Genomic DNA, 14,002 nt, shown 5'->3' on the forward strand with positions numbered 1-14,002 from the left:
ACAACAAAAAGCAGCCGGGCGGGCAAGGCACCGCCGGCGCAGGGAGGAAGACACGATCATGGGCAAGCTCTCCAGATTTGCGCGCGCCACAGCGCTGACGGCGTCGGTCATCATCGCCTCGTCAACAGCCGGTCAGGCCCGGCAGGCGGTCGGACCATTCAATGTGACCTTCCCGGCCGGGGGCGACGAAATTGCCCGCGACCTTCCCGGCGTCGCGCCGGACACGGTCCTGCCGGCCCATCAGGCCTGGACGCTCAGCGCCTGGGTTAGGCCATCTGAACGGCCTGGAGCACCGGCCCTGATCGCCGGGGTCGGCGATCCCGTGGGCAAGGGGCGCTACCTGACGATCGACGCTGCAGGCCTGGGAGTGACCAGCGGTGGACGGACCGTGCGGATGGATGTGACCTGGACCCCGGGCCAATGGCGACAGGTTGCGGCAGTCTTTGCCGAGGGCACAGTGCGACTGTTTGTCGACGGCAAGCCGGTCGCATCGGGTGCCCTGCCGGATGATGCGGTTAAGGCGCGCCTGCGCCTTGCTCCGCGCAAGGTGCCCGGCTTCTCGCCCTATGCCGGCCATCTGGCGGGCTTCCGCTATGACGGAACGGCCCGGACGCCGGACGCGATCGCGTCCATGGCCGCTTCACCGCCCGACGATGCCCTGACGGTGTTCGACACCGGCAGCCCAACTTGGCCAGTCCAGGTGAAACAGATGTACGGCCAGATCGCGCCACAGGACCCCTGGACGCTGCCCAAGAGCCTGGCACCAAAGGCCTCGCCCGTGGCCAAGCCTGCCTATGCCGGCCCCGCCCTGGTCTCCGACGGTCCTGGCCTGTGGACCTTGAAGCGCTGGTCGCTGATCGATGCGCCCAGCGTGACCGCCGGCGGTGCGGCGATTTCAAAGCCCGACTTCGACGCCGCCGCCTGGCGGACGGCCACCGTGCCGGGCACTGTTCTGACCACCCTGGTCGATCGCGGCGTCTATGCCGATCCCGATCATGGCCTGAACAACACCCTGATCCCGGAAAGCCTCAACAAGCAGGACTACTGGTACCGATCGGCCTTCGACGCACCGTCGGACCTGTCCGGCAAGCAGCTCCTCCTGACTTTCAAGGGCATCAACTATGCCGGCGAGGTCTGGTTGAACGGCCACAGGTTGGGGTCGACCAAGGGGGCCTTCATCCGCGGGCAGTTCGATGTGACCGGTGCCCTGGTCCCCGGCAAGGCCAATGTGCTGGCCGTCAGGGTGTCTCCGCCCCCTCATCCCGGCATTGCCCATGAAGAATCCTTGACGGCAGGGGTCGGCGAGAACGGTGGCATGATGGCCCTGGACGGCCCGACCTTCGTCGCCTCCGAAGGGTGGGACTGGATCCCCAGCGTCCGGGATCGCAACACCGGCCTCTGGCAGGACATCACCCTGCGCGCGACCGGCCCGGCCCGGCTTGGCGACGCCCAGGTCGTCACGACCCTGCCCAGGCCAGACAATAGCCAGGCCGATGTCGAGATCACCGTCCCGGTCGAGAACCTGAGCGACCAGCCCACCCAGATCACCGTCACCGCGACCTTTGACGATGTGCGCGTGGCCAAGACCGTACTCGCTGCGCCCGGCCTGACCGAGATCCTCTTCAAACCGGCAGACTTTCCGGCCTTGTCGGTCCGGAATCCCAAGCTGTGGTGGCCCAACGGCTATGGTGATCCTACCCTGCACGCCCTGACCCTGACCGCCAGCGCGGAGGGACAGGACTCGGACAGGAAAACCCTGCGCTTTGGCATGCGCCAGATCACCTATGACCTGTCGCTGATGAACCCCGGCGGACAGCTGCGACGGGTGGAGGTGGACTTCGCCAAGGCCCGGCAACTGGGTCAGAAGGTCACCGACGGCAGCCACGAGGGCATCCGCAAGGTGCCTGATGGCTGGGCCACGTCACTGACCGCCGAAGGCGACCGGTCCCCGGCAGTGCGCGACGTCCCGGAAACCGGCCTGTCGCCCCATCTGGTGATCAAGGTCAACGGCCGGCGGATCGCGGCCCGCGGCGGCAACTGGGGCATGGACGACTGGCGCAAGCGGGTCGAGCGCGAACGGCTGGAACCTTACTTCCGGCTGCACAAGGAGGCTCACCTCAACGTCATCCGGAACTGGGTCGGCCAGAACACCGAAGAGGTGTTCTACGATCTGGCGGATGAGTACGGCCTGCTGATCCTCAATGACTTCTGGGCCTCGACCCAGGACTATCAGCTTGAGCCACAGGATGTTCCGCTGTTCCTGGCCAATGCGGCCGACGTCATCAAGCGGTTCCGCAACCACCCCTCGATCGCCCTCTGGTTCGGCCGCAACGAAGGCGTGCCGCATCCGATCCTCAATGAGGGGCTGGAAGCCCTGGTCCACGATCTGGACGGCACCCGCTGGTACACGGGCAGCTCCAATCGGGTGAACCTGCAGAACAGCGGCCCCTACAATTACCGCGAGCCAGACACCTATTTCAGCGAGCACGCCAAGGGCTTTTCAGTGGAGGTCGGTACGCCGTCCTTCCCGACGCTGGAGGCCTTCAAGGCCGCTGTACCGCAAGCGGATCTCTGGCCGATCAGCGACAGCTGGGCCTATCACGACTGGCATCCGACCGGGAACGGCGCGGTCAAGAGCTTCCAGGACGCCATGGCCGCCAAGCTCGGCCCTGCGACCAGCCTTGAGGACTTCGAGCGCAAAGCCCAGCTGATGAACTACGAGACCCACCGGGCGATGTTCGAAGGGATGAATGCCGAGCTGTGGACCAAATCGTCCGGACGGCTGCTGTGGATGACCCACGCCGCCTGGCCGAGCACCATGTGGCAGATCTACAGCCATGACTACGACACCCACGGTTCCTTCTATGGGGTGAAGAAGGCCGCCGAGACCGTCCATATCCAGATGAGCCTGGCCGATCACCGCCTGGCCCTGGTCAATAATGGCGCGATCAATCTCGGCAACGCCAGGACGCGGGTCAGGGTGTTTGCGCTCGACGGTCGCCTGCTGTCGGACCATGTCGTCATCCTGTCCGCCGGGGCAGACAGCGTCAGCGTCGGCAAGGCCCTGGAGCTCAAGGCCACCCTGGCCACCGAGGGTGCGGTCATCGTCCGCCTCGACCTTGCCTCGGCCCAAGGCCAGGCCCTGGCCAACAATGCCTACTGGATCGCAGGAGACGCCGCCGGGTCGCGCAAGCTCTCGGCCATGCCGTCCCAGGCGGTGTCGTTGAAGATCCGCCGCCGCGTCGAGGGAGCCGAGGCCGTGGCCGTCGCCGAGGTGACCAATACCAGCCCCGCCCCCGTCCTGAATCTGAAACTCACCCTGAAGACCCGCGACGGACGAGCGGTTCTGCCGGCCTATTACAGCGACAACTACCTGACCCTCGCGCCCGGGGAGCGGCGCACCGTCGAGGTCCGTTATCCGGTCAGGGCGGCGAACGACAAACTTGATCTGGCCTTGCGGGGCTGGAACGTCACGCCGACTTCGGCCTCACTGCCGTGATCAGGGCGTGGCGACCTTCCGCAGGGTCGCGCGCGAAGGCAGGAGTTGATCGATAATCGGCAGGATGGCCGCGCCAATGGCGGGGCCATCCGCCGAGGTCGCCGCCCGCCGCGCCTTGGCCATGGCGGGGATACCGGTCAGGGCATCCAGCCGGCTGTTGAGTGCCGCCGCGAGCCGGTCGACGATCTCGGCCGGTAGCCGTCCGCCCAGATAGACCGCCTCGGGATTGATCAGGCAGCTGATATTGACCATGGGGTCGATCAGGGCGTCGGCCGCGCTTTCAATCCACGCGCCAATGAGCGCCTGCCCCTGAGCCGGCAGGTCGAGCAGAGCGCCGGGATCCACCACCGAAAAGCCCCCGGCCTCAAGGCGCGCAAAGAGGGCCGACATCGAAACCACCGACTGCACTGACGCCCCTGCAGGCGCGTTGCGCATGGGCAGAAAGCCCAGTTCGCCGCTGCGACCGTCGGCACCGCGGAAGTGTTCGCCCTCGATCACCATGCCGCCGCCCAGACCGGCGGCGATCAGGATGTAGAAAAAGCTCGGCTTGCGTAGGCCATGGCCAAACTGCAGCTCGGCCAAGGCGGCGGCGGCGGCATCGTTTTCGACAAACACCGGAGGACCGCCAGGCAGGGCAAACAGGCTGGCCGGTTCAAGGGTATTCCAGGCCTCGAAACTGGCCGGCCGATTGGGCAGGGCGACCTTGCCGAAATCATCCGGCAAGGCGACGCCGACCCCGAGCAGGCGGTCGGGATAGGGCAAGGCCGCCAGCAGGCCACGACCGCCCTCACCGGCCCAGAAGCGCGACACGTCCTCCGGCAAGGGGAAGGCGATTTCCTGGCTGGCCCGGGCGCGAACCTCTCCGGCAAAGTCCACCAGGGTGGCGGTGATGTGGTCGCGGTCGATATGAACTCCGATCGCGAAACACCCCTCCGGATTGGCGATCAAGGTCATGGCAGGCTGTCCACGCCCGCCATAAAGCCGGCCGGCCTCGCTCACCAATCCCAGGTCCATGAGACGTTTTGTGATATTGGCCACTGCGGGAGGGGTCAGGCCCGTGACTTCGGCCAGATCAATCCTGGTGACCGGTCCACGGGCGCGGATGGCTTGCAGGGTCACACGTTGGTTGTGGTCGCCGGCCCGCTCCAGATTGGTGCCTGAGAAACTTGCCCCGACACTTCGCCGCCGCATGGTTCGGCCTGGGGCGATCTGACTGACCAAGTTACGACGTCTCCCGCAAATCCACCCGGCGACCCTGTCCCCGGAACGTTTGGCCGGACAGATCCGAGTCAGACCAATTAAAACAACTTGCAATAAGAATTTGAACAATGCTATTTGGCTTTTGCTGACAGCGCTGTCTCCATCAATAGACAGCGCTGCCTTTGGGCCACGCGGCTCAAGTCACCGGCTCCGAAGAGATGCCGGGATCAGCAGAGGGAGGGTGCGTCAGGCATCCCAACAGCAAGCGTGGTTCCACCCTGAGGGCATCCCTCAGGGCGTGCGGCTCCACGCGTCAACTAGGCAGAGGGGTACAAGGTCTTGAAAAACTCATTCAACAGGTCCCGGGCGACACTGCTCACGGCGACATCGGCTCTAGCCATGATCACGGCAGGCCACGCCTATGCGCAGCAGGCCCCCGCTCCGGCCTCGACCGAGGTCGACGCCGTCGTGGTGACCGGCTTCCGGGCGTCGCTGGCCAATGCGCTGAACGTCAAGAAGAACTCCAACCTGATCATCGAGTCGGTCACCGCCGAGGACATGGGCAAGTTCCCCGACCAGAACATCTCGGAGTCGCTGCAGCGCCTGCCCGGCGTTCAGATCGACCGGGAAAATGGCCAGGGTACCAAGGTCCGCATCCGCGGCCTCGACCAGAACGTCACCCTGCTGAACGGCGACACCTTCCTGTCCGGCCTTGAAGCCTTCCGTCTCGGCGAAGGCAACGCCAAGCAGACCAACTCCCTGGAAGGCATCCCGTCCGATCTGCTGGCCGGTGTGGACGTCATCAAGTCGCCTCGTGCCGACGTGATCGAAGGCGGCCTTGGCGGTACGGTCAACCTGAAGACCCGCAACGCACTCGACCTGCGCAATGACACCACCCTCTCGGCCGACCTGCGCTACAATCAGGGCTCCTTCAAGGGCAAGGCCAAGCCCCAGGTTTCGGTCGTTCTGGGCCACAAGTTCAGCGACAATTTCGGCCTGCTCGGCAGCTTCTCGTGGGATCAGACCAATGTCGATACCGAGATCCTGAGCGGCGAGAACCGTGGCAACTGGGCCTTCAAGTCGCGCAACACGGCGAACGGCAACACCCAGGTGGCCTCCGGCACCGCCAATGTCTGGTCGCCCGAATATCGCTACACCAACAACCGCCATCAGGAGCGTGAACGGACAGCCTTCTCGCTGAACGCCGACCTGCGCGTCTCTGACTCGCTGTCGGTCCAGGCCGACTGGTTCCACTCGGATCTGAAGATCTTTACCGGCGAGCACTCGCTGAAGTGGGCCTACGCCAACGAAAACGCGACCTACAATACCCAGGGCCTGGTCATCAACGACGGCATCCTGCAGTCGGGCACTGTCACGGCCAACTCGTCGGAAGGTGACACCTTCGCCAAGGACGCCGAAGCCAAGACCGACAACTTCCAGGTTGTGGCCAACTGGGACAATGGCGGCCCGCTGACCGGCAAGGTCCGCGCTGCAGTGTCCAAGTCGGACTACGCCTCGAACTCCGGCCAGGTCGACACGCGCTACACGCAGTACGGTGTGCGCAACGGCCTCGGCGGTTTCGCGCCCAATGCCACTGCCCCGCTGGTTGCGACCTACGGCTTCACCAACGGCGCCTATCCCACGTTCACGCCTTCGGCGGCGCTGGCGACGGCGATGGCGACACCGACCTCGGTGTTCTTCAAGTCGCACTGGGCCTTCGGTGACAAGACCGAGATCAAGGACACGGCGCTCACCGGCGACTTCAAGTACACGCCGAGCTTCGCCGAAGAGGCCGGCCTGGTCTTCAGCTTCGGAGCTCGCTACTCCGACCGCAAGATCGACTCGACCTATGGCCGCTATCTCGCCGACTACTCGGCCAAGGGCGAACTGCCGGCAACGGCCCAGGGCACGACCGTGGGCGGCACCTTCGTGGACTGGACGCCGCTCGGCTACTTCCAGGACGGTGCCATCGGCCTGAAGAAGTGCGACATCGCCACCTTTGGCTGCTCGCGCTTCGGCAACTCGCCGGCCGTCATCACGCCTTACCAGACGGCAGCGACCAATCCCTCGCGCGCGGTCACGGCCAACGTCAACGGCGTGACGGCGATCTTCCAGGACTACGGCCAGATGAAGAATCCGGTCGACTGGATCCAGTCGCTCTACCCCTCGACTAAGTTCGGCTTCTACAAGGACCCCATCGAGTCCTTCAAGATCAGCGACAAGACCACGTCGTCCTATGCCATGGCCGACCTGGGCGACGCGGACGACGCCTACCACATCAATGCCGGCGTCCGGATCGTTCACACCAAGCTGGTCATCGAAGCCTCCAACACACCGGTCACGCCACTGTGGTGGGGTACCGACAGCTGGAACGGCGTTCTCAAGAACCCGGACGCCTCGCGTACGGTTCGTGAATACACCGACGTCCTGCCCAGCCTGTCGGGCGTGTTCGAGATCAACGACACCGACAAGGTCCGCGCCAGCGCGGCCCGTGTGGTCTCGTCCCAGAACCTGTTCGACCTCGGCCAGGGCGCTTCGTACAACTTCACGCGCTCGTCCAATCCGGGCCCGAACCTGGACAAGTTCCTCTACACCAACGGCAGCGGCGGCAATCCGAACCTCGACCCCTTCCGGGCCTCGCAGTTCGACGTCGCCTATGAGCGCTACTTCGGTCCCCAGGGCCTGATCTCGGGCGGCTTCTTCTACAAGACCGTGGACTCGTTCATCGTTTCCAACACCTACAGCGTCTCGGTGAAGGACCAGTCGGTGGCGGGCAGCTCGGTCGGGCCGTTCTCATCGGTGGTCAACGGCCAGGGCGGCACCATCAAGGGTGTTGAACTCCAGGCGCAATACGCCTTCGACTTCGGGTTCGGCTTCACGGCCAACTATACCTACTCGGACTCCAAGTCGCCCTACAGCAACGACTACTCCAAGAGCCTGCCGATCCCGGGCGTGTCCAAGTCGGCCTTCAACGTGCAGGGCTATTATGAAGCCGGTCCGTTCTCGTCGCGCCTCTCCTATGCCTGGCGTGACAAGGCCTATCTGGGCAACTTCGGCTTCGGTTCGGGCAACGACGTCCACACCCTGGGGATCTACAACAAGGCCTATGGCCAGCTGGATGGTCAGGTCGCCTTTGAGGTGACCCCGGCCCTCAAGCTCACCCTGGAAGGGTCGAACCTGACCAAGCAGGACGCCGAAACCTACCTGCAGTTCCCGGGCCTGCCGTTCCGCTTTGTCGGCGGCGACCGTCGCGTCTCGATCGGCGCCCGGTTCAAGCTCGGAATGTAACCTGTACTGACGGAGGGCTTTGGTCTCCCCCACCCTCCGTTTAAACTTCACCGGGGCCGCCTTCCTGCGAGGCGGTCCCGGACTTGTGTCCGGCGCGTGGCCGATCATGATCGCCAGCGCCTGAGGAGCTAGCCCGTGATCAATCCCCAGACCGACAACCTGCCCGGCGCCATCACCATTCTGGGCGGCGGCACGGCCGGCTGGATGGCGGCGGCCCTGCTGGCCCGCGCCCTGGGCCGGCGCTGCGCGATTACCCTCGTCGAGTCCGCCGAGATCGGCACGGTGGGAGTCGGCGAAGCCACCATTCCGCCCATTCGCAGCTTCAACCAGACCCTGGGCCTGAACGAGGCCGAGTTCGTCCGCGAAACCAAGGGTACCTACAAGCTGGGGATCGAGTTCCGCGGCTGGACCCGGCCCGGCGAAGCCTACTTCCATCCTTTCGGCGTCTATGGGACCGCCCCCGACCCCGGCTATTTCCATCAGTACTGGCTGAAGCTGTCAGGCTTGGGCAAGGCGGGCGCGCTGGAAGACTATTCGCTCTGCGCCCAGGCCGCGCGGCGGGGCCGCTTTGGCCAGCAGAGCCAGGATCCGCGCTCGCCCCTGTCGACCTTCGGCTCGGCCTTTCACTTCGATGCCGGCCTCTATGCCCGATATCTGAGGACCTATGCCGAGCGCCTGGGCGTCAACCGCATCGAAGGCAAGGTCGTCAGCGTCGATCAGCGCGGCGAGGACGGCTTCATCGAGGCCCTGAGGCTGGACGGCGACTGCCGTGTCGCCGGTGACTTCTTCATCGACTGCTCGGGCTTTCGCGGTCTGCTGATCGAGGAGGCCCTGAAGACCGGCTACGAGGACTGGTCCCACTGGCTGCCCTGCGACCGCGCCATGGCCATGCCCTGCACCCGGGACGGCGCGCCGCCGCCCTTTACGCGCTCAACGGCCCAGGCCGGAGGCTGGATCTGGAACATCCCGCTGCAGCACCGCGACGGCAATGGCTATGTCTATTCCAGCCGCTATATCGACGACGACACGGCCGAGGCGACCCTGCGCGCCGGCCTGGGCGGAACCGTCCTGGCCGAACCCAACCGCCTGCGGTTCGTCACCGGGCGGCGCAAGAAGGCCTGGAACAAGAACGTACTGAGCCTGGGACTGGCCAGCGGCTTCATCGAGCCCCTGGAATCGACCAGCATCCACATGATCCAGGCCGGACTGCTGAAGTTCCTGTCGGCCTTTCCCGGCAAGGCTTGGGATCCGGTACAGGCCGACGACTACAACGACCGCATCCAGCTCGATTTCGAGCGCATCCGCGATTTCATCGTCCTGCACTATCACGCCAACCATAGGGACGAACCGCTTTGGCGGGACCGGCGGGCGATGGCCCTGCCGGAAACCCTGACCCGCAGGCTGGCCCTGTTCCGGGCCTGCGGTCGGCTCTCCCAGCATCCCGAGGAGATGTTCACCGCCACCAGCTGGCAGGCAGTCCTCGAGGGCCAGGGCATACGCCCCCGCGCCTACGACCCGCTTGTGGACCTGCATGACATCGACCGTGTGGCCGCCGAATTCGAACAGATCCGTCGCGAGCTCCGCCAGACCGCCGAGGCCATGTCACCCCACGCCGCCGCCCTGGCAGGGCTGGTTCCGGCCTAGGCGCGAGAAGCGGGGAAGCCCTAACCCAGGCCCTGCAGGCCGTCCTCGTCGAACCAGAGGCGCGCAGCACGCTGGGCGGCGGTCGGACGCACGCCATTGCGGGCGATCGCGATGGCGGCTTCCTCCGACAGATAGGTCGCGACGCTGGAGGCCGGCATCGGACGGGCAAAGTGATAGCCCTGCATGACCACCCCGCCCAGAGACACCACCTTGGCCAGCTGGTCCTCGGTCTCCACCCCCTCGACGACACAGTCGATCCGCAGGTTGCGGCACAGCTGCAGCACGGTCTTGACGATATCTTCGCTGGCGGCGTGGTGGTCGATGTCGGCAATGAAGCTGGCATCGATCTTCAGCTTGTCCAGCGGCAGCAGTCGGACATGGCTAAGGCTGGAATGGCCGGTGCCAAAGTCATCCAGGGCCGTGCGGACCCCCAGGGCATGGAAGGTCATCAGGGCGGCGCGGGCCTGGTCGAAATCACAGACAATCGCCGTTTCGGTGATCTCGAAATCGATGCGGTGCGGGGCGACCTGGCTCTCCTGCACGATGTCGACAAGACGGGCGACCGACTCCATCGAAGCGATGTCACGCGCCGACAGATTGATTGAAACCCGCATGTCCATCGGCCAGCTGCGCACCGCGCTGAGGGCCTTGGCCACCAGGATGCGGGTGATCTCGACAATCTGGCCCGAGCGTTCCGCCGCGTCGATGAAGACGCTCGGCGGCACATCGCCCAGCTCCGGGCTGGACCAGCGCGCCAGGGCCTCGAAGGCAACCGTGCGCTTGGCACTGGTGTCGACGATCGGCTGGAAATGGATGTGCAGTTCTGACTCGAGATTGGCCCGGCGAAGCGCCTGTTCGACCCGGCTCAGTTCGCGGATGTCAGCCTCGTGGCGCTCGTCGAAGACGACGGCCGTGCCCTTGAGGTTCTGCTTGGCGTGATAGAGGGCGTAGTCGGCCCGCTCGAACAGCTGCTCGCTGGTCTGGCCTCCGGCCGGGAAGGCGCAGAATCCGACCGAGCCGCCGACCTGGGCGGTGACCCCCGGCAGGCGATAGGGCGCGCGTAGCAGGTCACAGAGATCGCGTCCGAGTGCCCGAACGGCGTCCGGCGTCAGATGGGCATCGATGATCAGGCCGAATTCGTCGCCGCCGAGCCGGGCCGCGAAAAGCGGGGGCGCGCCGAAGGCCTCCAGACGCCGACCGACCTCGGTCAACAGTCGATCGCCCGTGGCATGGCCAAAGGCGTCATTGATCGGCTTGAAACCGTCCAGGTCGATGACCCCGACCAGCAGACTGCGGTCATAACGACGAGCCCGGGCCACATGGGCGTCCAGCTCGGCGAAGAACCGGCGGCGATTGGGCAGGCCGGTCAGGCTGTCGAGATTGGCCAGACGGTCATTTTCATCGCTCAACTGTTGGGTCTGAGCAGCCTTTTCGATCAGGGCGCTGCGCGACGCCACCAGGTCGGAGAACTCGCGATAGTGGATCAGCAGGATCACGATCATCACGGCCGCGACCACGACCACATTGACCGAGATGGCGGCAAACACCGGCTTGCCGCTCAGGCCGAAGAACAGGGCCATGGGCCCCAGGACAACCAGGGTGACCACGAGAGCGGCCGCCCGCAGGTGCATCAGGGAAAAGATGCAGGCGATGACGGTGATGGCCATGTAGAAGGCCACATGGCTCTGCTGATAGGCGTCGCCATAGGGATAGAGCGACAGCGACCAGGCGCTGAAGCAAACCGATAGCCCCCCGGCAGCCACGACCGTCCCGCGCAGCATCTTGCCGGCCCGGGCGGCGTCAAAGCCGTGGTGGCGCAGGCGCATCCATCCGACCATGCGCCAGGCGCAGATCAGGGTCAGGCAGATCGGGCCACCGACAGTCAGGCTGAGCGGCGCGGACTTGAAATGGGTGGCGGCCAGGGCGAAAGCATTGACCAGCAGCACCAGGTACATCATCGGCACCTGGCGGGTGAAGGCCGCCGCCTGGGCCATCAGCAGGTCCGGACGGTCCTGACGGACCGAGAAGATACGCGCGATAGTCTTGACGGTCGCCATCAATGCCTGCCCCCGGACTGCCGGTCAGGATGCAGGACAAGCCCTGAATATTCGGTAAGCCCGGGGCCGGACGTCACATGCGACAAATTGGCCCAAGCCTGGGCTATTCGGCGGCGACCTTTACGGCCTCCAGGGCCTCGCCGACGGTCTGGGATGTGTCATGGACCACCCGCTTCAGGTCCGCGCTGTCGATCACCTCGCCACAGGCCTGACAGGCTATGCGGGGATGGAAATCATGGCCGCAGGTCTTGTGCACGAAATGCACCGGGCCATTGCCCAGGCCATAGACGTGCTGATCGCCCCATTCGGCCATGGTCAACAGCACGGGACTGAGATCCAGCCCCTTGGCGGTCAGAACATATTCCTGGCGGGGCGGCCGCTCCGAATAGCGCTGCGCTTCCATCACCCCGTGGGCGACCAGGCTCTTCAATCGCGAAGCCAGGACATTGCGGGCAACGCCCAGGCGTTCCTGCCATTGCTCGAACCGCTTCACGCCGCCGAAAGCATCGCGAAGGATCAGGAGTGTCCAGGGATCGCCCACGACCTCAAGGGTGGCGGCGATGCTGCAGCGTTCGTTGGTATAGTCGGCGGTCCGGCCCATGGGACGAGGTTGCTGCGTTCCTTGGGGGAATGCAAGAGAGCGTTGCGTTTGAGGATGAACGGAGGTAGGTTTTTTATCACAACTTACCACCTCGGTTGCCCCCTTGGAGGCGAGGATCGCCGATCCGTTTCCGACCTCGCCTCCCCTTTCTGCAATTCACTTGCGCGCCACAGGCATCACAGGGTCTATTCCGCCCCGAAATTCTCAAATCCGGAGACCATCCATGTCCCAGGCCGCCGATCCCATCGTCATCGTCTCGTTCGCCCGCACGCCGATGGGCGGCTTTCAGGGTGCGCTCGGCGGGGTCAAGGCGACCGAGCTGGGTGCGGCTGCGGTGAAGGCGGCCATTGAGCGGGCCGGCGTGTCGGGCGATCTGGTCGAGCAGATCTTCATGGGCTGCGTGCTGCCGGCCGGCCTCGGCCAGGCGCCTGCCCGCCAGGCGGCCGTCGGCGCGGGCCTGCCGCTGTCGGTCGAGGCCACCACGGTCAACAAGATGTGCGGCAGCGGCATGCAGGCGGCGATCATGGCCCATGACGCCCTGGCGGCCGGCAGCGCCGACCTGATCGTGGCCGGCGGCATGGAGAGCATGACCGGCGCGCCCTACCTGCTGTCCAAGCACCGCGCCGGGGCCCGTATCGGTCACGACCAGATGTGGGACTCGATGTATCTGGACGGCCTCGAAGACGCCTATACGCCGGGCAAGCTGATGGGGGCCTTCGCCGAGGACTCGGCCGCCACCTACCAGTTCAGCCGCGAGGCCATGGACGACTATGCGACCCGGGGCCTGATGAAGGCCAAGGCCGCCATCGAGGGCGGGGCCTTCAAGGCCGAGATCACCCCGGTCACGGTGACCACCCGCAAGGGAACCGAGGTGGTCGAGCAGGACGAACAGCCCCTGAAGGCCGATCCCGCCAAGATCCCGACCCTGCGCCCGGCCTTCAGCCGCGACGGCGGCATCACGGCCGCCAACTCCAGTTCGATCAGTGACGGTGCCGCCGCCCTGGTCATGACCCGCCAGAGCGTGGCCGACCGCCTGGGCCTGAAGGTCGTCGCCCGCGTCGCCGCCCACGCCGCCCACGCCCATGAGCCCGGCCTGTTCACCACCGCCCCGGTTCCGGCCATGCGCAAAGCGCTGAAGAAGGCCGGCTGGGAGGTTTCCGATGTCGACCTCTGGGAGGTCAATGAAGCCTTCGCCGTGGTCGCCATGATCGCCCAGCAGGAGCTGGGCTTTTCGGCCGACAGGCTGAACGTCAATGGCGGGGCCTGCGCCCTGGGCCATCCGATCGGCGCCTCGGGCGCGCGGATCCTCTGCACCCTGATCAGCGCCCTGCAGGCGCGCGGCGGAAAGAAGGGCATGGCCAGCCTGTGCATCGGCGGCGGTGAAGCCACGGCCATGGCGATCGAGCTGGTTTAGGTCCCGCTGTCATGACCGACGCCTTCCGCGACAATCCCGACCTCGGCCGCTTTGAGCTGGAGACCGGCGGCCTTCTGTCGATCGCCGACTACCGTCGCGAGCCCGGCCGACTGATCATCCCCCATGTCGAGAGCGACCCAGCCTTGCGCGGCCAGGGCGCGGCCGGTCGCCTGATGGCGAAGGTCGCCGAGCTCGCGAGGGCCGAGGACCGCAAGATCGTCCCGATCTGCTCTTACGCGGCAGCGTGGCTGAAGCGCAACGATCCGGGGTTGACGGCTTAGCGGGTCACGCCGCCGCGA

General features: G+C 65.7%; 8 protein-coding genes. 5 read left to right on the forward strand and 3 right to left on the reverse strand.

Annotated elements, in window-relative coordinates; translation table 11 throughout:
• Positions 1-58: 58 nt before the first annotated feature.
• The gene (locus ACW17U_RS13305; RefSeq protein WP_492053032.1) at positions 59-3,499 is read left to right on the forward strand and encodes a glycosyl hydrolase 2 galactose-binding domain-containing protein; all 3,441 of its coding nucleotides are present in this window, start codon (positions 59-61) and stop codon (positions 3,497-3,499) included.
• Here the strand turns inward: ACW17U_RS13305 and ACW17U_RS13310 are convergent, their stop codons facing one another.
• Positions 3,500-4,690: an ROK family transcriptional regulator gene (locus tag ACW17U_RS13310; RefSeq protein WP_492053034.1), complete on the reverse strand. Its 1,191-nt coding sequence runs from the start codon at positions 4,688-4,690 to the stop codon at positions 3,500-3,502.
• A 408-nt stretch (positions 4,691-5,098) separates the two neighbouring features.
• Between ACW17U_RS13310 and ACW17U_RS13315 the strand changes: the two genes are divergently transcribed.
• Both ACW17U_RS13315 and ACW17U_RS13320 read left to right on the forward strand, forming a co-directional pair.
• Positions 5,099-7,987 (forward strand): TonB-dependent receptor, encoded by a 2,889-nt coding sequence (locus tag ACW17U_RS13315; protein WP_492053036.1) that lies wholly within the window; start codon positions 5,099-5,101, stop codon positions 7,985-7,987.
• Positions 7,988-8,191: 204 nt separating this feature from the next.
• On the forward strand, positions 8,192-9,631 hold the full coding sequence (locus ACW17U_RS13320) for a tryptophan halogenase family protein (protein WP_492055735.1): 1,440 nt from the start codon (positions 8,192-8,194) through the stop codon (positions 9,629-9,631).
• A gap of 20 nt (positions 9,632-9,651) precedes the next feature.
• Here the strand turns inward: ACW17U_RS13320 and ACW17U_RS13325 are convergent, their stop codons facing one another.
• Positions 9,652-11,688: a putative bifunctional diguanylate cyclase/phosphodiesterase gene (locus tag ACW17U_RS13325; RefSeq protein WP_492053038.1), complete on the reverse strand. Its 2,037-nt coding sequence runs from the start codon at positions 11,686-11,688 to the stop codon at positions 9,652-9,654.
• Positions 11,689-11,791: 103 nt separating this feature from the next.
• Entirely contained in the window at positions 11,792-12,289 is a 498-nt protein-coding gene (locus ACW17U_RS13330; RefSeq protein ID WP_492053039.1) for a winged helix-turn-helix transcriptional regulator, read from the reverse strand.
• A gap of 223 nt (positions 12,290-12,512) precedes the next feature.
• On the opposite strand from ACW17U_RS13330, the gene ACW17U_RS13335 reads away from it, so the two are divergent.
• Together ACW17U_RS13335 and ACW17U_RS13340 are read left to right on the forward strand one after the other, a co-directional pair.
• On the forward strand, positions 12,513-13,703 hold the full coding sequence (locus tag ACW17U_RS13335) for an acetyl-CoA C-acyltransferase (protein ID WP_492053041.1): 1,191 nt from the start codon (positions 12,513-12,515) through the stop codon (positions 13,701-13,703).
• Between the two features lie 11 nt (positions 13,704-13,714).
• The gene (locus ACW17U_RS13340; RefSeq protein WP_492053043.1) at positions 13,715-13,984 is read left to right on the forward strand and encodes a GNAT family N-acetyltransferase; all 270 of its coding nucleotides are present in this window, start codon (positions 13,715-13,717) and stop codon (positions 13,982-13,984) included.
• Positions 13,985-14,002 lie beyond the last annotated feature (18 nt).

The sequence above is a fragment of the Caulobacter sp. AVps16 genome (assembly GCF_058681455.1).